Raw genomic sequence first — 18,969 nt, forward strand, 5'->3', positions numbered from 1 at the left:
ATTGTGCGAAAGCCATTGCTACTTCCTCCGTTTCCTCTTCTTTACCGCTTTATATTCGGAAGCTATCTTGTCAAACTCTTGCTGATAAAGATCTTCATAAGTGGCATCAAGATTTTCTTTTGCCGCTTTATAAGCTTCCCTTGCGGCGGTAACGGCAGCCTTTAACTCTGTACTAACTTTTTCTCTTTCCGATTTAGCATTCGCAGAATTATCAGCCCTTTCTTCTTTGGTGTCCTCGGTAATTCGCTTCTTCTTAAGACTTGCGGAAGTTCTCACCTCTTCCTTTTCAGCTTTCGCCTGCTCACTCACCTTAGATTTATCCTCGCTGGCATCATCACGAAGCTTTGCAATTTTCTCATTTCGCTCCGCTACTCGCTTTACCCTTTCCTCTTTGGATAACCCGGATGGAATTTCTATCGCCATTAAGCGTTCGATCTCAGTATTCTTCTTTTCATCGATACGCTCTTTCTGGTCTTCTGCTTCTTCTCCAATATCCTCCAAATCAGATTTTTTACGGGAGTCAACCCTACTCCTTCTCGACGAAGATTCCTCGGTAAGCTGAGTATTCAGTTCCTTTAATTTAGCCGAGATCTGCTCTCGGGTCGCCTTGGCCTTTGCTCTCAGCTCAGCAATTTTTTGTTTCCGTTTTTCCTGTTCTTCTTTTACCTTTTCCTTCTTCTCACCAGAAATCTCATTTTTTGTATAAGCCCAGACTTTCTTTCCCTCATCGTTAAGCTTCGTTGTGGAACGACGCCCTTTGAGTTCTCTGGTTCTCATATAATATTCATGAGCTTTCACCGGGTCGTAATAAGGAGATGCATAGTGTTGAAGAGGCTCGTTAATATCCATTAGGTCTCCTCCTCATCATCCGAAAGATAGCTTCCTATAATTTCATCAATCTCCTTTTCAAGACCGTCAAGCAGCTCGTTTATGATACTGTCATAATCGGCTCCGGCATCACTTTCATTGGATTCGACATCAGAACTACCGTTTGAAGGATCAGATTTGGCCTCACTGATATTGCTGTTCTTCAGCGCATCAGCTTTTGGATCATCAGACGGTTTCATACCAATAATCTGGCGAATTTCGTTTGATGTCATAATCTCATTTCTTGTGAATTTGTCAGCAATTTCTGACAGATCAGCTACTGGTACAAGTTTGAAGGGGTCACGGAAGAACAGAATCGATTGCTTTTGAGACCTGGCTGTTTTAGTAAGGAACTTACGTTTCATTTCGTCAACGATTGCTGAAATGATCGGCTCAATAGTACGGTTGTAGTAATTCAGCATGGTCTTCTCGTCTGCGGAACCATCCAATATACTCTGAGTGATACCTAACTGGCTGTATAGCATACTCGTTAGATATTCAATCTGCTTCATCAGATTATTTTCCACAGAACGATTCAACTGTGTGATTCGCTCCGTACCATCGGTATACGCAATACCATATTTAGAACCGGCCAACTGACGCTCAATCTCGACACGCCTCTTCTCAGCCTGTTGACGCCTTGCTTCTGTTTTTATCACATAGGGAAGCTGGATAATTAAATCGAGTTTTCCTGAACTGCTCTGCTCATCAACAACGTCCAATAAATTCAGTTTTCTTATCAAACGCTGCATCGTTGAGTTTGGCTCATTCATCACCGCATAAAGCGGATTTTCAATAATGGCGACCGTATCTTTTGGAACTACAATGTCTTCCTTTAATCCAGTCCGCTCATTATAAACTCTTGCTTTGATATGATTCGGAAACCATTCCAGAATCTTCCCGGTTCGCATTGACTCGATTTTATAGGAGCCTGTAGTGTCAGGGTCATCATCCGTATCCACCGGGATAATCGCCACACATCCCTCATCGAGCATTGACAAAACCACATCCTGAAGGAAAGCCCGCCCAGTCTGGTCAATGTTGGCTGATAAATTCAGACAATCATTTAGCCCCGAAGAAATTTTTTCAAGAAATCTTTCGGAGTCGTCCAGACGGACATGTTGAATGTTAATTGAAGCGCAATCCAATGCGATTCGATTATATACAGAGGTAACGATAGATCTTTCATTTCCTCTTGTGAGTCTTGGACGGTCGGGCCTGTACGAATATCCAACCCCTATGTCCCGATAGAAACCTGTTGGGTCTCTATTTAAAAAAGCATTCCAGGCATGTTTAATCCTGGAACCGATTGAAACTTCCATTTTGAAATCGTCACCTCCTATTCAAAAGCATCTCTGTTCAGCTTGAAAGCAACAAACGCATCCATCATAGCTGCCACAGCATCAATCTTTGCGTCATATCGCTTTTTCAGCAATTTACGATTTCCATTCGTATCTTCCATAACGATACAGTTCCCCATTGCAAAGGTCATAAGTTCTTCATCAAACAAAAGCATCCGCTCCTCAGAAAGTTTCTTTAACTCTCCCAAAGGAACGGATTCTGTCTTAGCACCCTGTATTACCTTTTCGATTCCAAACGGACCATTTTCAGAAGACCATCGCTCAATGAACTCCTTTGCGTTGTACGGGTCATACCCCAAGCAACGAACGTCATAGCCAAATTCTGTGATATGGTTATCCAAATCTTCATAGACTTCCATCATATCCAAAACGGTTCCCTCTAGGACAATCAGGCTTCCTTCATCCATGAATTGGTCGTATTTAATTCTCATTGCTGCCGGAAGTTTCATCAGAGTCGATGAAGAAATGTAGTTCCTGGTTTTAACTCCAAAGGAACCATTCGATAACGGGAAAAGGAACGTAAAAGCACAGAAGTCATCCCCCTGCGACAAATCAATTCCCAAAGAGCAGGGCATCTGCCAATAGCTTCTCTTCTTATGAGGAAGAGTTTCTTCATATGTGAAGTAATAGGTGTAGCCCTCCATCGGCAATCCAAATCTCTTAGCCAAGATATCGTTTCTGGCCGCCGGAGACTTCTCTGCTCTTTCCACATCGAGCTGATAGGTCTCATAGCTTACCGTTTTACCGATATTGGGATTCGCCTTCAACCACATGTCTGGATTTCCAACTTCATCAATGGAATCAAGCTTATACCACCAAATGGAAACATGTGGATTGACATATTCTCCTTTAAGAATGTCCATCAACTCCATTTTGATTGTATCGCCTGCTCCATTTCTCACTGTTCCCTCTGAACTCGTGGCAACAATGATATAGTCATCCAATTTCGATGCTCCTTGCTCTAAAGCGCCCACCACATCTTCCCTGGTATCACCGGACAGCCACTCATCCACTGTAGAAATCTTAGGTCGTAATCCCTGAAGCTTTGCGATGGACATTGGCCGCACTTCCAAAAGCGAACCTGTGAGAAAATTCTCAATACCCTTTTTGGTGGAGGCCAATTTCATTCTCTTTGCTTTAGAACCAGTCGTATTCTGCAAAGAGCCCTCTGTCAGAAACCGGAACAATGGACCTCTCGACCTTGTAATCGCAGTGCGAAAAGGTGACATTACTTCATCCGCCTGTTTCATGGTAGGAGCTGTCGTGACTTGATGAGTCGTGGATGTGTCGATATTCAGCCCATAGGAATGAACACAGGTGTCATACAAAGATTTAGCAGCTCCTCGCCCAATGATAAGATATTGTTTCTTCGTCAGACGCTGCTTGATTCTTTTATTCACATATCGGCCGCCATGTCCGTCAGAACTTGGCTCCCACACACTTCGTTCGACGAAGTAGTACCATCCATAAAGCTGCTCACCCCACAATTTAAACGAGTCCAGCAAATTCAAATCAGAACCGTCCGTCAATGTTAGTTCTGATTCGCAATAGGCAATCCATCCTTCGACGGCCTGGTCATCATAGTAAATACCAGGATTGGCTATTAGGTCGTCAATTCTGTTCATCTCCATAGAGATTTCTTTACAAACCGGTATCTCTCCCCTGATTACGGCATCCCGAAACATGCCGTAGTATTTGGGAACGGCAGTGTTTGATAATGCCATAATTGAATCACCTACTTGCTTGTTGCTTTCTTGATGACCGCGTCAATTCCCTTCGTCATGTACTTCGATACATAATTGGTGGCGGTCTGCTTTGCGGCATTGGTCAGCACATCCTGTACAAACTTTCTACCGACAGAAATTTCTGAACTGGTAAGCTGTTTATACTGCTTTTCCATTTGAAGACGGTTGATCTTTGAGCGGAGTTCCGAATCAGACATCTTCTTCACCTCATCATCGGAACTCGTCTTCTTTCCGCTTGCTCTTGCAAGCTGTTCGGGAGTTCTTCGGACGCCCCATTTCATTCCAAGAATCCCGTGATGCTGTAGTAATGCTTCATTACTCATTTTGAATCTCCCTCCTTTGCGATATATGATGTCACTCCGTTTGCTGCGTTCCCAGTCTCGTAATACGGAACTTCTGTTACCACAATATTTCGATCCAGAACTTTATTCTCAGTATCCAGCATTTGAGATTGGAACGCTTTCGGCGTTACCCTATACTCGCCATCGTAGGACTCGTGTTCTTCGGACTTTTCTTCGTCAGTTTCCGCTGCAACATTCAGTCTCCACTCCGCCTCAGCAATCATCTTTTCCATAGACGCCATTACAGCGGAACTCAAAGGAGGATCAAACAGCAGCTTTACCTTCAAATGCATATATGATTTTACTAACTGAAATTTTGTCTCATCGGAGACGAATTCTTTCCATATAGAAGTTTTATCCCGAATGGAAAATCCCGATGGCGGACCAACCCCAAGTTGTGTCAAAATCATAAACACTGAATTGATATGCATGATAAGATCTGAATCGAAATGTTCATATTCTTCCGTAATACCAAGCATCTTTTTGATTGAAGTCAATATACTCTCTATAATTTCCATAATCTCTATGATCTCCTCTCCATCAAAGTTTCCAGGGACATGTATCGTTTCTGCTTCGAACAATAGGTTCTGCGACAAGAAGACTTTCATCTCCATAGTGAATGGCATTATGTGTTGTAAGAATTGTTGAGATGAGAAATTCTGGATTTAAAAGAAAATCACTTCTCTTTAAAATATCCTCCACGGAAATCGGATTCATATGGTGAATCAATATCTTCCCATATATCTCATGACCTTCTATTCCGAGGTCACATCCGTTATCTCTCACAATCACAAAATCACGAACTGACTTCCACTCCATAGACCGATAGAAAATCTGATTCAGATATCGGTCAAACCCAAACGTGTCTGCCCCGATGACTCCGCCCAAACGAAGATACTCGTATCGTTCTTTAAAAGTCTTCAATTTTGATAATTCCGAATATGTCCTAATCATCATCGTTACCCTGTCCACTGTATATACGAAACGCATTGATGGCGTCCTTATAGAGATCTTTAATCTCATCTGTGGAGTCAATAGCTCTTACTTTTGCCCGCAACAGATTGTTCTCTTCCTCCAGTCTCTCCCTCTCAAGCTTCTCTCTGGAAGAGCCCAGTTTCAAATAGTGAGTAATGACCTGAGAAGAAGCAGTCCCTTCCAGCAATTGTCTTTCAGCCAGGTCAACAGCCAAAGAAATCATCTGAAGTTCCCTTGCTTCCGGAGTCAAAGCAGGACGAATCTTTTTGGAAGAACCTGTCGATTCAGAACTCTTTACTTTTCTAGCCATTTACTGCCTCCTTCCCGTCTGTTCTTCAATAGTTTCATAAAAGTTTTCCGGCAGTATTTAAAAGAACCCACAAGGCTGACTGTAACTTTTTTACCGAAAGGAGAAAAAAGAGTAAAAAGAACCACAGCTTATTACTTAGCCAACCTTATGAGCTCTGTTAAATACTGCCGGAAGGTAAAAACATTCTCCGAAAAATACCCCCGGGGAATTTTTAAAGACCGCCGCGATGACGGAGGGGGTGCGATTTTTGCTACCCCCCCCCTATACCATCTGATACCTAGACAGCCCCCGCGTCTCGCGTAACTTTTTTGTAAATGTTTCGGAAATCGTATTTTACGATCTCATTAATTGCTCGTTCAACTTCCAAGTCATTCTCTTCATCGGAGAGTTGGTCCGAGGTTCTGGCAATTCTACCAAGATACGAACATGAATGATAACCTTTTTCCTCATCAAACAGTAACCATGAAGTGAACTGTTCAAATGGATCGAAAGGATTGTCAATGGTTGTAAGCATACACTTCTTCGCCATTTACTTTGTTCACTCCTTTCCATTCAGATACTTCGACACAGTAGAACTGGAAACACCCAAAGCCGCTGCTATCTCAGCAGTGCTATAGCCAGAAGCGTTCAGCGCCGCAATACGATTTACTTTGGCAGAACTAAGGGTTGTTGTTGCACGAGGGGTAGCTCTCTGTCTGACTGTATCTATGTTTGTACTGTTGAGAATCTGGGTAAGCTTGTTCTCGCTGATAGCGCCGGCTTGAATCGCTTCCCATTCACGATCTGTAATCTCGACAGGGGTTCTCTTGGCACCAACAGCAGTACGGGCCGCAGTAAGGGCCTGTTGATTAGCCTTCTTGATTTCAGCCTTTGTCATATCAGGGTTGTCTATCTTCTTAGCGGCCACAATAGAATTCGCCATGGTCTGTGCCTGACGCTCGCGGGGGGCGTTCTTTAAAGCTACATTAAGCTTAGCCATAAGAGAATCAACCTCTGTCTGGTAGGTCTGTTTTGCTGAAGCAGAGTAGGCTATCTTTCCAGTATTAACCATCTCCCTGCGGGCCTGATTAGCCAGAGACTTCATGGTATTTGCATAGTCTGCATACGCCTCTTCCTGTGGTGTCCCAGATGAGAGAGTGCGAGCGTCTCTGGTTTCTGCCATCTTGGCACTCTTTTGAGTCCGCACCTGGGTCTTTCCGTTCTTATCTATGTACTCCTCCCTGACGCTCTTCCAGCTTTGCTCTCCGGTTTCCTTGTCAATGATCGGGCTTCCTTTTCTTTTCAACACAGAAGTCTCAGACTTGGCACGAGAAATCAGCGTAGAAGCTCCGCCATAACCATCATCGTCATCGTGAGCCTGGTACTTCTTCTTCAAAGCCGTAATACCATTGTCCTGCTCACTCTTCTTGTAGTCTAGCTTATGCTTCTCTGCATCGATGACGACCATACTGTGACGTACAGCTCTTGCAAGCTCATCTTGAGTAGCACCTTTCAAAGTCATATCAGTAATCAAGTTTGAAATCTTACCCATTTCTGTCTGGGTATTTTTCATAATCTTAATCTTCTGACCGCTGCTGTTACAATAATCGTCACCTTTCTTAACGGTCCCATAAGACATCTTAGGATCGAATCCTTCCAACCCCTTTAATTGTGGAGTAGAAGTAATCTTCACCCTACTATTAGAAGAATTACAAGGAATCACCATGACAGTATCGCCATCGAAGTCAGCTCCGGAAAGACGGTCAGCAACCTTTTTGTTAATGCCAATAGCGTCTGTCGGTGTATTCCCAAGAACTCTTCTTCCTTCTGGCTGCTTATTATTAACAGTTAAGATTGGAATCTCAAAAGTTCCACCATGCGGATACCGCACAAGAGCTACTGTTTCTCCATTCTTGTAGTTCGGAGCATAGACCTCATTGTCTTTGATAGATGTCAATGGAAGAATAACTTGATACTTCTGTCTGGGAAGAGCGGCTGCCTGTAAATGAACAGCGGCTGCATCGCAGTCATCAGCAAAAGATTTCAAAAGAACCTTTTTCACTGTTGGATTCGTAAGAGAACAAATCTCATCAAATTCAGACTGCTTGTCTGCGGCCGCTAAATTCAACTGCTTCTTTATCAAAGTTCTACTCTGTTTCGACAGAAACTGAGATGGAAGCTTGTCTGCCCATTCGCCCCAATCCCCTTCTTCTGCTCGCTTGTTGATAAGGGAAAGCTGTTTCTTCCCATTTTTATCATAGTAGTAACTCTGACCTCCTCTTTCAGTAGTGGGGTTATCCGGGTCATTAACTCCCTCTTTAATTAAAGAACCGAACGGGTTATCCGGGTCATCTTTGATTGGTTTCAGAACATCCATTTTAGGTGTCCCTTTTTTCTTATTGGTGTTGAACATAACATCCACACCATCAGGAAGGTCATCTGAATAAACCGCCATCCCTTTGATGTAGTGTGTCTTGTCAACTAAGATGCGAACCTGAGCATAATGGGATTCTCCAAGAGACAGGTCGTCAACACCTCTTCGAATTTCCACAACACCATCCTTCAATTCGCCGCCATCTTCCGAATACCGAATCTGCAACCGCTTTGAATCCATGCTTTTGGGATAAACAAATTTGGGATCAAAAGATTCCCCATCATCATGAGAGACATAATCTTTCAGAGAATTGATATTCTCAAAATCGTAAATCTCTTTATGCTCTGTTCCAGGAGGACAAATCACACGAAGCGTTGTTTTCTTCCCAGGATTTGTTACCTGATCCACTCGTCCGCCGTAAACAGGATAACCCTCCATCTCCAGCATATAGAGTGCTTCATTCAGTTTCTCCTTGGAAATTCCAAGTTCACGTTCCACACCGGCACCAACATCAATCATGCCTTTTTCGTCAATTTGCTTTTTGATAATTTCAGCAGTTGTCTTAGCTTGGTTCATACGAACCTCAGAATTTTCATTCAAAAGCGAACGAACAGAAGAGTCGTTTGCGAAGCCCATTTCTTTCGCAATTTCATTTAAGCTCAAACCATCTTCTCGAAGAGATTTTGCTCTCGCCACATCCAGCGCACGACGTTCATCTTTTGCTAACGATTTCTGCGTACGGTATTGAGTGGTGGTTAAACCCATGGCTTTTGCAATTTCGGTATCACTCATACCCAGACTTTTCAGTTCATCCACTCGACTCAGAAAATCTCCACTATGCTGATACGGATTATCACCAGATCCCCACGGATAACGACCGGAACGGCGGGGCATTCCATAATGCATCAAAATTTCTTCTGCAATCGGATTCATAAGTTAGCCCTCCTGTTCTTTGATTTTGTTGATTACTTTGTCGAATGTGATGATCTTGTCCATGATGGGAACAATGGTTTCAGCCGTTGGATTCTCATAAAGAATCTGGTTGTTCTGATAAATCCGAAGTTCCATTTCAATGTCGGCTGGCTTGATTTTGTATTCCAAACAAAAAAGAGCAGCATATATTTCAAGCTGCTCCATGTGCGCAGGAATGACGCCGGTTTTTAAATCATGAATGCGAAGCATACGATTTCGAAATGCAATCGCATCTGTTGTTCCAAAGCAATTCTCCGAATAGAAAAGAGGCTGCTCAGGAACCATCTTGAATCCTATGGCATCATTCACATACATATTCAATGTTTTCTGGGACTTCGGAAGTTTCTGTCCAAGTGTGATACATTTTGCCGCAAAATCGTGAAGCTCTGTTCCTTTTTGAGTTGCAAGGAATTTTGAATACGATTCTGCAACTTTGGATTCGTCATAGTTGATCCAGTGATATTTACTTGCGCCAAGAAAGGCGTGTTGCCCTTCAAGAGCAGAATGCTTGTTGAAGATCATGTAACACTTCCTCCTTATTTTCAGGACAAATAAATCTTGAGAACGACATCTCGTTCATTCGTCCAACATAATATTCTTGATTTGGTTGTTTCTTGGCGCGAACACTTTTCTTACATTCTAAAGTGGCCCACTTATTGTTATAAAGGATCAGCAAATCAGGAATTCCCTGAATGTGGCTGGAATCCAGTTTTGTTACAATGCAGCCTTTGAACATTTTTTTCAGTTCTTGGATCAGTTTATTCTGAAATTCGCTTTCCAGCATAAGTAAGCCTCCTTTCTCCAAAATAAAAGAGAGAATGGCCATTTTAACCCTCTCTCTTCATAACAGTCGATGTATTTTTCGCGCGCAAAAAGAAACAAATGAAAACATAAAAATAGCCCGTACCCCAATTCCAATAGGTACAGGCTAAATAATTTCTTTATTTTATCGGGACTCAACTTTCACAGGATTTAGATAAAAAACACCTTCATTCTCACTAAAATACTCAACTTCAGCGGTCACATGTACATTTGATCCGACACTTATATAATCAGGAAGATATAAATCCTCGATTCCCATTCCATAAGTATTCACATCTTCAAACTTAAAGATTGGTCCAGGATTGACCATTTCATCATCTACATAATTACCGCCGCTCATCAAAATATCATATCGAGTATCGTAATCGCCATGGTTTGTAATGTAGGTAATACAACCATCGAATACTATCGTTGAGCCTTTATATTGTTCTGCAAAAGTGGAATAAAAATCGTTTATTTCTCCTTCAGTCGATAAAAGTTTTTCGAGATCAGCACAAGTTTCAATTGTGAGTATCGATTCTACTGCTTTGTCTTCGGCTTTTTCGCTTATTGACTCCTTCGACTCCTCATCTTCTTCCAAATCACTCTCTTCCGAAAATGTATGGTAAGTAATAATAACCTCTACATCATTTGAATACCATTTATCAGCGGAATAATTTTCATCACCATCTACAGAAACATTTTCAACTTCTCCATCTTTCGTCAGCCAACCTGTTATTAAATCATCAAGAGCAACTAACGATATGTTTGTAAATCCACGTTCTTCAAAATCTTCAACAACTGACTGATAATCCCTTCCTTTTTGAGCTCCCGATGCAGAAGGTGTCTTTGCTTCGCCATCATGTGTCTGAGAATCAGAGCAAGCAATAAGCAAAAACGTCATAATTGCTGCGATCATAAACATAACAATCTTTTTCATTTTCAATCTCCTTTTAATGGTTTTCTTCTTCGTCATCGCCGGGAATATTGTTTTGCTTAGAAGTTAAATTGACCCCAATGGCAGTACCTAAAACTGTAATAACACCCGCCACCACTCCACTCACAATCCCTATTAACTTTATGCGGTTAGCCGACTTTTCGGAATCCTTTTTCGATATTTCATCGGCAACCTCTCTCATTTGTTCGAGTATGTAAGTCTTTTCTTTAAAGGTCAAATTGTCATTTTCAAGAATACACTCAAGAGAATTCATCACACGATTATACATATCGTAACATATTTCCGCACCATCCCTGTCATCATTCATCAACTGTTGTAGAATACCCCGATACTCTTTCATAATTTCAAGAGATATCGATACGAAGTTAGGAAACTGCTCTAAAGCCTTCTTTGCCACTTCAGGTTCCATTCCCGGAATCATTGTAGCAAATGCTATGACTTTATCCTTTGTCAGATGACGAAAGTCAGGAATATCTAATTTTTTTAGAACTTGTATTTCTGTATATGGTCTATCCACAATGTCACCGTCCTCTAGTCAGATAGATTTTGGCGCAATAAAAAAGGTGCGGCCCCAACAAGAGACGCACCTAAAAAAGTGTTCTCCCATTGTTGCCACACAATCTCGTTCCGTTTAAGGTATGAGTAAAGAGAGAATACACCTTTTACCAAAGTGAATTCCCTTAAACGGATTCTATATTAGATTGTGTGGCTCTTACAGTATATCACAAATTTTTCCAGAAGAAAAGAAATTTTTCATTATCTCTTGACATTTTCTTTAAGCTGTGATATATGCCTGTTTTCTGAGATCATCATAGACCATCTTCATTCCATTCTCAAAATACACTACTATACTCATATAACCGAACGGACGAAAATATACGGATGACCGCGACAACCTTGGATAGATTGACTTAAAATTTTCATACAAGCTCTCCCAACTAATCTTGCTCATGATTTCCTCCATTTTTTTTGCTCGTGGCCAAAAACCCACTTTTTTTGTGCTATTACTATATACTTTTAAACTTTCTATCATAATAGTTTAAGAAAAAAAGTGGGAAAGTGGGCTTTGAGCCCGCAAACCCGCATAAATACTGGGTTTTTACTGACCAAATTGGGGTTTTAAAAGTGGGCAGAAAGTGGGCAAATGGCCGCAAATTTGACCAAAATCGTCCGAATCCTTCCCCAAAATTCCCTGCGTTTCTCAAAAAGCCCACATAAAAGTGGTCAAAGCCCATTTTTCAAAACCCAAAAGTGGGCGTGATTTTCACCCACTTTCAAGCTTTGTACGGACGATTTTCAATAGTTCCTTCTCTGATAAGGTAAGTGTTTCTGAACAATTGGCCGATACGAATACTGCTTAACGAAGGATTCTCTTCGAGATTTCCGCAAAGACATCCCATATCGAGCCGGAGAACCTAGACTCTTTTTCTTCTCTTTCTCAGGTGTCGAAACTCCAAACGCCTTGTTCAGAGCATCCGCCATCTCTTTTATAGATGCTGTAAACTTTTCCCAAACTTCTACAAGTGTATCAATCGCTCGCTGTAAATCAGTCATATCCATAAGCTACCTCCAAATTCGCCCGGTTCGTTTGTCCTTGATGACGATCCGCTCTTCAACGTGGAAGTCGGACAGTTCACAAAGAGTAAAAATCGTATCCAGCAGCTTATGGAACCGTTCTTCTTCCCGCTCAATGTTTCTCAGTGCTTCACAGGCAGTCGGATCGGAATACCCTTCTGCATTTTTACGATAATCATTTTTAACGCCCATCTCGTCCTCCCCACCGGAATGAATCGTCCATATAAGTTGCAGAAGAGCTGGTCGCCTTTAACACAATCAGTCCGATCAGACCCACGAGCCCAACAATACACGCAATAACTCCCATTACACATTTCATGTTGCTTCACCCTCACTTTCAACTAATTTCACACCACCATATTCCCACAAATCCTCTTTCAGTTTTTCCATATCCAACTCACCATTTTGCCAGCGTTCGTAGTATTCCAGAACTCGTTCGGTGAACTTCGGAATTCTCTTCGCATAGGATTTTGTCCAATAATGGTCCATCAACACTTTCAATGGCAAAGTCAGAAGCAGAACCATCGCAGTATTTACCGCATCATCGGTAGCCTCCTGCTTTACTCTGATAAGTTCGTCTCCGATTTTTTCCCGAACCATGACATCGAGTTGTGCCTTTGTGAGATTGTATGTAGTGGTTTTCTCTTTTTGCTTTAACTTTTGAGCACGTCTTCTCTCGGCTCGTCCCATCGTCTTCCTCTCCTTCATAAATCCAATTCTCTTTCGAAAAGAACAGATATCCACCTATAATCAGGGTAAATAAAAAGAACGTTGCATCCCATTCAATCGGGACTGACAACGCTCCTAGAAGAATAAACAGAACGGCATGGATTTTATTTTTTACTAACTTATGACTCCACATTTTTTCTTGCATCCTCCTTCTCTTTTCCGATTTTAATAATGCCCGCCTCAACATCGCTCATTTTAGTCATAACTCCGTTTTCTCTTAATTTAGAATAAGCTCTGGCGGTAGCACAATGTTCAATGCATTTACAGATTCTACAAATCAGAGCATATACATAAAGATATACAAGGCTAAATAAAATCACATATTGAATAGATGTCATTATTACGCTCCTTTTAATTTTTTTAGTTTGTAGCAACTCAGTTCAAATTGAGGCTTCACACCACTTCGATGTGCGATGGTACTAAATTGAATACCTTCTCCATATTTTGCTTTCAACCGCAAAACATCCGGATGGTTGGGTTTCCAAGTTGCTAATAGTTCTTCCAAGGTGTTGTAAAATATAGACTCATAGTATTGAATCATGTTTTATCTCCACATTCTACCAATGATAATGTCTGAATATGGAAGCGCCTCAATCCACTTGCAGAATTTTACCCACTCATCCAGCTCATGATTTCTTAGCATGGGATAAACACTGGTTAGTGTTTCATAATTCGTCATCACAGTACGTTTCTGATTATGATAGGACGCGGGAAGAAGCTGAATCATCTGCCACCAATATTTCTTGTCTTTGGTTATTAAAAACATCTCTCGTGCCGAATTTAATGAATCGATGATGACGTCCAAATTACAAAACCAGCAGTTGTCACCTTCGTCGACCAGATGCTCACATGAGAAATCGTCCAATGTAAACGCCTTCGCAGCCAGTTCAGACATCGCAGAGCGAGTATCAACAGCTATACCAACCTCGTAGGTATAAAAATCTTTCCACCAATACAACGGAGCCGTGATGTCCAGATTCACCGTAATCATTCGCCGATACCTCGCATCCGCAAGCCGCATCATCAAATCGTGGTCTGCTTTACCGAGCTGCCAGGAATGATCATATGTATGCTCGCAGGAATCATAATTGGCACAGTTCTCACATCCGATACCATCATCCCCACCTTTGCAGATTCCACTATCCGATTTCTCCCAACTGTTCATCGGATTCCGCATTCCGCGGATAGCGTGTTCCCATCCCATAACTTCAACATTTTCAATTTTAATCATTGTCTTCTCCTTTCATGGGTTCCGCTGCAACTTTAATTTGATACTCCAATTCCTGAGCCATGTCTTTTAAAAATTGAACTATAACAAATTCAAACTGATTGCTTCTAATACGACGAAAGTCATCGAACATAACTTTACGAACCAACCTATGCCGTTGATGACAGTCTCTTTTATCCATCTGAATAACGATAGAATTCGTTGCGCTCTCATATCTCCAAAGAATTTCAAAATGGCGTTCTCCCAGTTCTTTTAACAAACTTTCAATCATCGCTTTCTCCTCTCTTCATTCGCAATTTTTCCTCTCAAAATAGTCCAATTCTTCTTTAAATAATCTGAAGAACTCGTAATAATCATCAATAGTTCTGTCTTTCTGTGAGCAAGTGTTTGTCCTTCCGAGATGTTTATACCAATTTACCATCATGCCACTTTCCAAATGGATGATGTAATACTCGTCGGAGTTAGAAAACCAAGCAAATTCATCACAAACGACAGTTCCATGACAGAATGCGTCCATAAGTCTATCGTAGCCAACGGTTTCTTTTACAATCTCACACAGTTTATCTCTGTCGATATGATACTGTGGTAGAGGACTCAAATGTTTTTCATTCATAAACTTTCTCCTTTTTTAACTTCCTAATTTCAAGCCTAACCCTGAATATAACTGGGAATAAATCTGTTTTTCTATTTCGTCTTTATAAACCTTGGTTGGCGTACCGTTTACCATAATTGTCATAGTTTCTCGTAATAAAGGCGCTGCTAAGTTTTCGAAACTTGGACCTGCCGCGTTTGCTAAAACTTGTGTTTCAGTCATATACGCCAGTGCTTCCATTCGCTTATTTTTACACCGACTGACAAACGGGCAATTCTTGCATTCTTCTGAAAGTTTTGATAATCCCATTACTGACAATTTCTCCTTTCCCGTTCCAGCTTCACATCAATGGCTTTCTGTAAATCCTCTGGCTTAATATCAAAAATGGACTCCAGGAAGTTCGGACAAATATAAGCATCTGCCATCTCTTCCAAGAGTCCAATTCTATCGCCATAACCTCGAACCTGTTTGCTGATCTGCTGCTGAAGCTCTGCAAATTCCTCCATTGCCACCGTACATTTTGTTTTCCAGGAATGTTTTTGAAGGCTTCTGTGAATAATACGCCGTCTTTCTTTTTCAGAAAATTGAATGTCACCTTTTTATCCCTGGATAAACCTATTCCGATTCATACTGAAGCTCCTCCTCGCAACGCAGACAATCATTATTAGCGGCTCCGAAACAGCCATGGCAATGCTTCCTCATATCATACTCAGCCTTGGTTATTTCAACAAATTCGTCATTTTCTTCTTTAAAGAAGCGATTAAGCTCCACTGTACAGTCTTCTGGTGTAATTGTATAGAAAATTCCAACTGTGTCGTAATCTCCATTTTCCGGATCAACTAAAAAATCTTCGCAATAGACCTTAAATGGTTTACTTGCCGGAAAATATGGCATGGTAATAGGGAACTTCTCTTCCATTACCCGATTGATCAAGCTACTATGATAGGAATCATGTGGATTGTTCATATTGATTCCACAGTATCTATCTACATCGTGATACTTTACGGTTCCATCAGAATATACATATTTGAAAAGAGAACTCATTCGCTTACACTGATAGTTTACAATTTCACCGCGATATCCCGAAAGGTCCGTAATATCACTCCAAACATCCTCTGTATCCTCGATCGATGTAAGTGGCTTTCCGTCAATTAGGCGATTCAGAATATATTTAGTCATACCGATACTGAAACCGCTATGGCCGTCCTCGGACAGACTGTGATAGGCTTTCAGAGCACTTTCGTAGCAGACGCAACCATAATCCCACTCCCTTTCTTTTGTTCCGGAGGCTTTTCTTTCGTTCTCACAAGCAATCTCTACCTCTTTTTCAGCCCATGTCTGCGTATTGGATTTTTCCCGGCAGGATGACAAAGGAATATTCCGGTCATCTATATACTCATTTGCAAAAATCTTTCTGGTATCAGAACCAAAGTTCTCGATGATTTCCGGAAGATTCTCATTGACCGCATCAAACACCAGATTTCTCTCCTTACACCACTCAACAGCTTTTTGAAGCATGTCTTCCACGCGGCAGGTCCACAGAATCAACTTATCTCCATCCTTTTTCCGATTACGAAGATACTCTATCAGTTCTTCGTTCGGCGCTCCGATCCCTGGCCAGTTGTTCTCACATAAAGTTCCATCGAAATCTACTGCAATAATTTTCACTGATTTAAGATTCATACGTTTTTTCTCCTTTCTTATAGCGGACTCATCCCTTATGCAACTACTATATCCGCCTTGTGGTCGCCCTCATTATTGCTCGACCCTCTCCCAAATTCTCCAATTACTCAAGCCATTTGTTGTCGATATAATAGAAACTGTAGACACAGACTCCAATTAAGACCATCCAAATAATCCAGAATATCCACATTGCAAAATCGGTTTCTAAGTATTCTACGGTTTCATCAATCTTCATATTTTCATAAAATGGTGAGTTATCGGCTATTGTTTTATCAGCCAGTTCTGTAAATATGGTTCCGGTAAAGTTTAAACCAACTCCATAATACTTATAACGAATGTGGCTGGATTCTTTAACAGTGTCTATATACTCCTTTCCCGGCAGGTCGATTTTACTAACTGAAAAAACGTGATTTAAAAATGATATTTCATCACATATCCGTTCCTCACTACCAGCATAATCCCATGTCCAATAGGTTTCCGTTGTATAGTAAGTATGGGTTTTTCCATTCGTAGTTGTTGTATGTGCAACCTGGCGAGTATGCATTGTATATCGTTCTTTCACTTTTTCAATATAAATGTATTCTCCACCAATTTCAGGATATGTAACTGTATCGACCGCTTTCAAATCGCCATATACAAAAGCGTTCCCGGCATTAGTCCTCATTCCGTACTCAAACAGTTCCTGCGATTCTATTTTTATCGCCTTGTTGTATTTTTCATTTTTATCCAATTGATAATCCGAAATTTTTCCAGCAATAAGGACTCCAATCAGAAGCATAATAGCGACAATCGATACACTTACCAGTATTTCCCGTTTCGTAATCTCGAAATTCCCGAAATCAAAACTTCTACGCTTGCGTCCTCTCATAGCTTTTACTCTCCAAACAGATTCTGCGGAGCATCGGCAGGAGCACTATAGTCAAGATAGGTATATCCCCGAACCTCATATCCGAGAATATTGAGAAAAAATCTTGTCGGGAATTTGCGTATATATCGGTTGTATTCTTTTACCTGCTTATTGTAGTTACTCCGATATTCTGCAATTAAATTTTCTGTAATTGAAAGTTCATTCATTAACTCTTTATAATTTTCATTAGATTTTAATTCTGGATACGCTTCTGACACCGCCGTGATAGCTGTAGTAACGTTTTCGATATCACCGGTAGAGCCTCTATTTTCAACAATCGCCGTCAATGTTTCCGCTTCATGCTTATCGTACTGCTTAACACAATTAGCAAGGTTGTAAACCAAATCTACACGTCGTTTTTCCTGAACTTTGATGTCAGAATCAGCAGTATTAACTTGCTCTTCCAAGGTAAATGCTCTGTTCTGGGAACTCTGTATACAAAACACACCTAACAAAATAATAGCAATAATACCGACTGCTACAATTAAAGCTACTTTCCAGTTGTTTTTAATTGTTCTCATGATTTTTTCTCCTTCTTACTCTTCTGAATTTATCTACACTCTTTATCACACCCGTATTCTTATTGATAATGCGATAATAGAACTCTGTCTCCTCAACCAACATCCAATCTTTACAGTTTAAATAATGAGCAGATAAGCATTCTTTTTGCTCTCTGGTCAATTTTTTCGGTTGCTTCATGTGGTTTTCTCCTCGCTGTAATTGATTTTCTTAGATTTGGGGAATACCAGCTTTTGATAAATTTCTTTGGCTTCTTCCCCTTGATAGGCATTGATAATTTCTACCCTTCCTTTTTGCTGCCTTCCAACAATCAGAACGCCAGCGTCTTTCCCATGAGAAAAATCCCAACTCACAATAACACTATCTGTTGATTTCATTCACTATCACCTCCCCAAGCTTATTTTTGATACGTCCTAAGATATCCTCCACCAATCTTCTCGTATTCGGATGCAGTTTTATATAGCTTTTCCGCTCCTCATACCAAGAGAAGATCTCCAGCAGGTTCCCTTTAAACCAGCTAAAGGACCACCAATCACAAATCATCTCCAGAATATAACAGTAAGGCATTTCCAAAATGATTTCTCCTTCTTCGGGATCGTCATTGATAAGCACCCAATACTGCCAATGATGAGGGTTTCGATGAATATGTAACAGCCAAGCTTTTCTGAAATCCTCAACTACTCCATAAGAGCGATTGCCTCCATAAAAATAAATATCATAGGGGCCATACTCATCGGGCTCCGTTTTGGATTGGTCATGTGCAAATACGATATTGTGTTCCGCACCACTGCCCTCTGTAATTTCAGGAAGATTTTTCTGCAACCAACGAAATCCGGCTTCAACGTTGGATTTATGTTGCGCCAAATATCGGTCATATTGATAGCTCATTTTTTCTTTTCCTCCCACTTCATAGGTTTCTGGGAATTGAGATTGTATCCATAATCCAAGCATTCATTACATGGGTCGAATTTTTCTCCCAATTCCTTGTGTTTACAGGTTTTACAATACTTTTTAAAATCCACTTCCAAATACTCTTCGTTCATGGTTGATCTC

At 41.0% G+C, this 18,969-nt stretch carries 32 protein-coding genes; all 32 read right to left on the bottom strand.

The window, feature by feature from the left end:
* Window positions 1-18: 18 nt before the first annotated feature.
* The 32 genes from NE473_RS12300 to NE473_RS12455 all read right to left on the bottom strand — a co-directional run bounded on the left by NE473_RS12300 (window position 19) and on the right by NE473_RS12455 (window position 18,959).
* Window positions 19-849 (bottom strand): hypothetical protein, encoded by an 831-nt coding sequence (locus NE473_RS12300; protein ID WP_007868723.1) that lies wholly within the window; start codon window positions 847-849, stop codon window positions 19-21.
* Complete coding sequence (locus tag NE473_RS12305; protein WP_007868735.1) at window positions 849-2,189, bottom strand: phage portal protein; 1,341 nt, start codon at window positions 2,187-2,189, stop codon at window positions 849-851. The genes NE473_RS12300 and NE473_RS12305 overlap by 1 nt, the downstream gene beginning before the upstream one ends.
* 17 nt (window positions 2,190-2,206) lie before the next feature.
* On the bottom strand, window positions 2,207-3,952 hold the full coding sequence (locus NE473_RS12310) for a terminase TerL endonuclease subunit (protein ID WP_007868738.1): 1,746 nt from the start codon (window positions 3,950-3,952) through the stop codon (window positions 2,207-2,209).
* 11 nt (window positions 3,953-3,963) lie between these two features.
* A complete protein-coding gene (locus tag NE473_RS12315; RefSeq protein ID WP_007868739.1) occupies window positions 3,964-4,296 on the bottom strand; it encodes a DUF7211 domain-containing protein in 333 nt (110 codons plus the stop codon).
* Entirely contained in the window at window positions 4,293-4,832 is a 540-nt protein-coding gene (locus NE473_RS12320; RefSeq protein WP_007868742.1) for a phage head-tail connector protein, read from the bottom strand. The genes NE473_RS12315 and NE473_RS12320 overlap by 4 nt, the downstream gene beginning before the upstream one ends.
* Window positions 4,833-4,854: 22 nt before the next feature.
* On the bottom strand, window positions 4,855-5,271 hold the full coding sequence (locus tag NE473_RS12325) for a hypothetical protein (protein WP_330363694.1): 417 nt from the start codon (window positions 5,269-5,271) through the stop codon (window positions 4,855-4,857).
* Window positions 5,261-5,599 carry a hypothetical protein gene (locus NE473_RS12330; protein ID WP_006781004.1) on the bottom strand — a complete coding sequence of 113 codons (339 nt, stop codon included), beginning with the start codon at window positions 5,597-5,599 and terminating at the stop codon, window positions 5,261-5,263. Before NE473_RS12330 ends, NE473_RS12325 begins: the two co-directional genes overlap by 11 nt.
* Before the next feature lie 277 nt (window positions 5,600-5,876).
* Window positions 5,877-6,128 (bottom strand): hypothetical protein, encoded by a 252-nt coding sequence (locus NE473_RS12335; RefSeq protein WP_256265269.1) that lies wholly within the window; start codon window positions 6,126-6,128, stop codon window positions 5,877-5,879.
* 9 nt (window positions 6,129-6,137) lie between these two features.
* Window positions 6,138-8,885, bottom strand: a complete 2,748-nt coding sequence (locus NE473_RS12340; RefSeq protein ID WP_055649097.1) for a helix-turn-helix transcriptional regulator — start codon at window positions 8,883-8,885, stop codon at window positions 6,138-6,140.
* A gap of 3 nt (window positions 8,886-8,888) precedes the next feature.
* Window positions 8,889-9,446 (bottom strand): PD-(D/E)XK nuclease family protein, encoded by a 558-nt coding sequence (locus tag NE473_RS12345; protein WP_007868754.1) that lies wholly within the window; start codon window positions 9,444-9,446, stop codon window positions 8,889-8,891.
* Window positions 9,418-9,708 (bottom strand): hypothetical protein, encoded by a 291-nt coding sequence (locus NE473_RS12350; RefSeq protein ID WP_007868756.1) that lies wholly within the window; start codon window positions 9,706-9,708, stop codon window positions 9,418-9,420. Before NE473_RS12350 ends, NE473_RS12345 begins: the two co-directional genes overlap by 29 nt.
* A gap of 162 nt (window positions 9,709-9,870) precedes the next feature.
* The gene (locus NE473_RS12355) at window positions 9,871-10,665 is read right to left on the bottom strand and encodes a DUF4839 domain-containing protein (RefSeq protein ID WP_007868758.1); all 795 of its coding nucleotides are present in this window, start codon (window positions 10,663-10,665) and stop codon (window positions 9,871-9,873) included.
* A gap of 13 nt (window positions 10,666-10,678) precedes the next feature.
* Window positions 10,679-11,200 carry a hypothetical protein gene (locus tag NE473_RS12360; RefSeq protein ID WP_007868760.1) on the bottom strand — a complete coding sequence of 174 codons (522 nt, stop codon included), beginning with the start codon at window positions 11,198-11,200 and terminating at the stop codon, window positions 10,679-10,681.
* A 258-nt stretch (window positions 11,201-11,458) separates the two neighbouring features.
* Entirely contained in the window at window positions 11,459-11,635 is a 177-nt protein-coding gene (locus NE473_RS12365; protein ID WP_006781011.1) for a hypothetical protein, read from the bottom strand.
* A gap of 344 nt (window positions 11,636-11,979) precedes the next feature.
* Entirely contained in the window at window positions 11,980-12,243 is a 264-nt protein-coding gene (locus NE473_RS12370) for a hypothetical protein (RefSeq protein ID WP_006781012.1), read from the bottom strand.
* 3 nt (window positions 12,244-12,246) lie between these two features.
* Window positions 12,247-12,450 carry a hypothetical protein gene (locus tag NE473_RS12375; RefSeq protein WP_006781013.1) on the bottom strand — a complete coding sequence of 68 codons (204 nt, stop codon included), beginning with the start codon at window positions 12,448-12,450 and terminating at the stop codon, window positions 12,247-12,249.
* Window positions 12,440-12,577, bottom strand: coding sequence for a hypothetical protein (locus tag NE473_RS12380; RefSeq protein WP_006781014.1), 138 nt, complete (start codon window positions 12,575-12,577; stop codon window positions 12,440-12,442). The genes NE473_RS12375 and NE473_RS12380 overlap by 11 nt, the downstream gene beginning before the upstream one ends.
* Window positions 12,574-12,948, bottom strand: a complete 375-nt coding sequence (locus NE473_RS12385) for a hypothetical protein (protein ID WP_256265271.1) — start codon at window positions 12,946-12,948, stop codon at window positions 12,574-12,576. Before NE473_RS12385 ends, NE473_RS12380 begins: the two co-directional genes overlap by 4 nt.
* A 158-nt stretch (window positions 12,949-13,106) precedes the next feature.
* Entirely contained in the window at window positions 13,107-13,325 is a 219-nt protein-coding gene (locus tag NE473_RS12390) for a hypothetical protein (protein WP_007868766.1), read from the bottom strand.
* A 2-nt stretch (window positions 13,326-13,327) separates the two neighbouring features.
* A complete protein-coding gene (locus NE473_RS12395) occupies window positions 13,328-13,528 on the bottom strand; it encodes a hypothetical protein (protein WP_007868769.1) in 201 nt (66 codons plus the stop codon).
* Between the two features lie 3 nt (window positions 13,529-13,531).
* The gene (locus tag NE473_RS12400) at window positions 13,532-14,218 is read right to left on the bottom strand and encodes a hypothetical protein (RefSeq protein ID WP_007868771.1); all 687 of its coding nucleotides are present in this window, start codon (window positions 14,216-14,218) and stop codon (window positions 13,532-13,534) included.
* Entirely contained in the window at window positions 14,211-14,486 is a 276-nt protein-coding gene (locus NE473_RS12405) for a hypothetical protein (RefSeq protein ID WP_007868773.1), read from the bottom strand. Before NE473_RS12405 ends, NE473_RS12400 begins: the two co-directional genes overlap by 8 nt.
* A 15-nt stretch (window positions 14,487-14,501) precedes the next feature.
* On the bottom strand, window positions 14,502-14,828 hold the full coding sequence (locus NE473_RS12410) for a hypothetical protein (RefSeq protein ID WP_055649095.1): 327 nt from the start codon (window positions 14,826-14,828) through the stop codon (window positions 14,502-14,504).
* A gap of 15 nt (window positions 14,829-14,843) precedes the next feature.
* On the bottom strand, window positions 14,844-15,116 hold the full coding sequence (locus tag NE473_RS12415) for a hypothetical protein (protein ID WP_007868777.1): 273 nt from the start codon (window positions 15,114-15,116) through the stop codon (window positions 14,844-14,846).
* Window positions 15,116-15,313: a nucleoside triphosphate pyrophosphohydrolase family protein gene (locus tag NE473_RS12420; RefSeq protein ID WP_242827942.1), complete on the bottom strand. Its 198-nt coding sequence runs from the start codon at window positions 15,311-15,313 to the stop codon at window positions 15,116-15,118. Before NE473_RS12420 ends, NE473_RS12415 begins: the two co-directional genes overlap by 1 nt.
* Window positions 15,314-15,422: 109 nt before the next feature.
* Window positions 15,423-16,490 carry a hypothetical protein gene (locus NE473_RS12425; protein WP_007868780.1) on the bottom strand — a complete coding sequence of 356 codons (1,068 nt, stop codon included), beginning with the start codon at window positions 16,488-16,490 and terminating at the stop codon, window positions 15,423-15,425.
* A 103-nt stretch (window positions 16,491-16,593) separates the two neighbouring features.
* The gene (locus NE473_RS12430; protein WP_055649093.1) at window positions 16,594-17,358 is read right to left on the bottom strand and encodes a hypothetical protein; all 765 of its coding nucleotides are present in this window, start codon (window positions 17,356-17,358) and stop codon (window positions 16,594-16,596) included.
* 5 nt (window positions 17,359-17,363) lie between these two features.
* Complete coding sequence (locus NE473_RS12435) at window positions 17,364-17,918, bottom strand: LemA family protein (RefSeq protein ID WP_007868786.1); 555 nt, start codon at window positions 17,916-17,918, stop codon at window positions 17,364-17,366.
* Window positions 17,905-18,096, bottom strand: a complete 192-nt coding sequence (locus NE473_RS12440; RefSeq protein WP_007868788.1) for a DUF6906 family protein — start codon at window positions 18,094-18,096, stop codon at window positions 17,905-17,907. The genes NE473_RS12435 and NE473_RS12440 overlap by 14 nt, the downstream gene beginning before the upstream one ends.
* Complete coding sequence (locus tag NE473_RS12445; RefSeq protein ID WP_007868793.1) at window positions 18,093-18,293, bottom strand: hypothetical protein; 201 nt, start codon at window positions 18,291-18,293, stop codon at window positions 18,093-18,095. The genes NE473_RS12440 and NE473_RS12445 overlap by 4 nt, the downstream gene beginning before the upstream one ends.
* Window positions 18,277-18,804, bottom strand: coding sequence for a DUF5662 family protein (locus NE473_RS12450; protein ID WP_007868794.1), 528 nt, complete (start codon window positions 18,802-18,804; stop codon window positions 18,277-18,279). The genes NE473_RS12445 and NE473_RS12450 overlap by 17 nt, the downstream gene beginning before the upstream one ends.
* Window positions 18,801-18,959, bottom strand: coding sequence for a hypothetical protein (locus NE473_RS12455; protein ID WP_006781026.1), 159 nt, complete (start codon window positions 18,957-18,959; stop codon window positions 18,801-18,803). The genes NE473_RS12450 and NE473_RS12455 overlap by 4 nt, the downstream gene beginning before the upstream one ends.
* Window positions 18,960-18,969 lie beyond the last annotated feature (10 nt).

The organism is Hungatella sp. SL.1.14 (assembly GCF_024460495.1).
Lineage (GTDB): Bacteria > Bacillota > Clostridia > Lachnospirales > Lachnospiraceae > Hungatella > Hungatella hathewayi.

Coding starts and splice junctions, on each gene's coding strand:
- NE473_RS12300 (WP_007868723.1), bottom strand. CDS start 849: ATGGATATTAACGAGCCTCTTCAACACTATGCATCTCCTTATTACGAC.
- NE473_RS12305 (WP_007868735.1), bottom strand. CDS start 2,189: ATGGAAGTTTCAATCGGTTCCAGGATTAAACATGCCTGGAATGCTTTT.
- NE473_RS12310 (WP_007868738.1), bottom strand. CDS start 3,952: ATGGCATTATCAAACACTGCCGTTCCCAAATACTACGGCATGTTTCGG.
- NE473_RS12315 (WP_007868739.1), bottom strand. CDS start 4,296: ATGAGTAATGAAGCATTACTACAGCATCACGGGATTCTTGGAATGAAA.
- NE473_RS12320 (WP_007868742.1), bottom strand. CDS start 4,832: ATGGAAATTATAGAGAGTATATTGACTTCAATCAAAAAGATGCTTGGT.
- NE473_RS12325 (WP_330363694.1), bottom strand. CDS start 5,271: ATGATGATTAGGACATATTCGGAATTATCAAAATTGAAGACTTTTAAA.
- NE473_RS12330 (WP_006781004.1), bottom strand. CDS start 5,599: ATGGCTAGAAAAGTAAAGAGTTCTGAATCGACAGGTTCTTCCAAAAAG.
- NE473_RS12335 (WP_256265269.1), bottom strand. CDS start 6,128: ATGGCGAAGAAGTGTATGCTTACAACCATTGACAATCCTTTCGATCCA.
- NE473_RS12340 (WP_055649097.1), bottom strand. CDS start 8,885: ATGAATCCGATTGCAGAAGAAATTTTGATGCATTATGGAATGCCCCGC.
- NE473_RS12345 (WP_007868754.1), bottom strand. CDS start 9,446: ATGATCTTCAACAAGCATTCTGCTCTTGAAGGGCAACACGCCTTTCTT.
- NE473_RS12350 (WP_007868756.1), bottom strand. CDS start 9,708: ATGCTGGAAAGCGAATTTCAGAATAAACTGATCCAAGAACTGAAAAAA.
- NE473_RS12355 (WP_007868758.1), bottom strand. CDS start 10,665: ATGAAAAAGATTGTTATGTTTATGATCGCAGCAATTATGACGTTTTTG.
- NE473_RS12365 (WP_006781011.1), bottom strand. CDS start 11,635: ATGAGCAAGATTAGTTGGGAGAGCTTGTATGAAAATTTTAAGTCAATC.
- NE473_RS12370 (WP_006781012.1), bottom strand. CDS start 12,243: ATGGATATGACTGATTTACAGCGAGCGATTGATACACTTGTAGAAGTT.
- NE473_RS12375 (WP_006781013.1), bottom strand. CDS start 12,450: ATGGGCGTTAAAAATGATTATCGTAAAAATGCAGAAGGGTATTCCGAT.
- NE473_RS12380 (WP_006781014.1), bottom strand. CDS start 12,577: ATGAAATGTGTAATGGGAGTTATTGCGTGTATTGTTGGGCTCGTGGGT.
- NE473_RS12385 (WP_256265271.1), bottom strand. CDS start 12,948: ATGGGACGAGCCGAGAGAAGACGTGCTCAAAAGTTAAAGCAAAAAGAG.
- NE473_RS12390 (WP_007868766.1), bottom strand. CDS start 13,325: ATGACATCTATTCAATATGTGATTTTATTTAGCCTTGTATATCTTTAT.
- NE473_RS12395 (WP_007868769.1), bottom strand. CDS start 13,528: ATGATTCAATACTATGAGTCTATATTTTACAACACCTTGGAAGAACTA.
- NE473_RS12400 (WP_007868771.1), bottom strand. CDS start 14,218: ATGATTAAAATTGAAAATGTTGAAGTTATGGGATGGGAACACGCTATC.
- NE473_RS12405 (WP_007868773.1), bottom strand. CDS start 14,486: ATGATTGAAAGTTTGTTAAAAGAACTGGGAGAACGCCATTTTGAAATT.
- NE473_RS12410 (WP_055649095.1), bottom strand. CDS start 14,828: ATGAATGAAAAACATTTGAGTCCTCTACCACAGTATCATATCGACAGA.
- NE473_RS12415 (WP_007868777.1), bottom strand. CDS start 15,116: ATGGGATTATCAAAACTTTCAGAAGAATGCAAGAATTGCCCGTTTGTC.
- NE473_RS12420 (WP_242827942.1), bottom strand. CDS start 15,313: ATGGAGGAATTTGCAGAGCTTCAGCAGCAGATCAGCAAACAGGTTCGA.
- NE473_RS12425 (WP_007868780.1), bottom strand. CDS start 16,490: ATGAATCTTAAATCAGTGAAAATTATTGCAGTAGATTTCGATGGAACT.
- NE473_RS12430 (WP_055649093.1), bottom strand. CDS start 17,358: ATGAGAGGACGCAAGCGTAGAAGTTTTGATTTCGGGAATTTCGAGATT.
- NE473_RS12435 (WP_007868786.1), bottom strand. CDS start 17,918: ATGAGAACAATTAAAAACAACTGGAAAGTAGCTTTAATTGTAGCAGTC.
- NE473_RS12440 (WP_007868788.1), bottom strand. CDS start 18,096: ATGAAGCAACCGAAAAAATTGACCAGAGAGCAAAAAGAATGCTTATCT.
- NE473_RS12445 (WP_007868793.1), bottom strand. CDS start 18,293: ATGAAATCAACAGATAGTGTTATTGTGAGTTGGGATTTTTCTCATGGG.
- NE473_RS12450 (WP_007868794.1), bottom strand. CDS start 18,804: ATGAGCTATCAATATGACCGATATTTGGCGCAACATAAATCCAACGTT.
- NE473_RS12455 (WP_006781026.1), bottom strand. CDS start 18,959: ATGAACGAAGAGTATTTGGAAGTGGATTTTAAAAAGTATTGTAAAACC.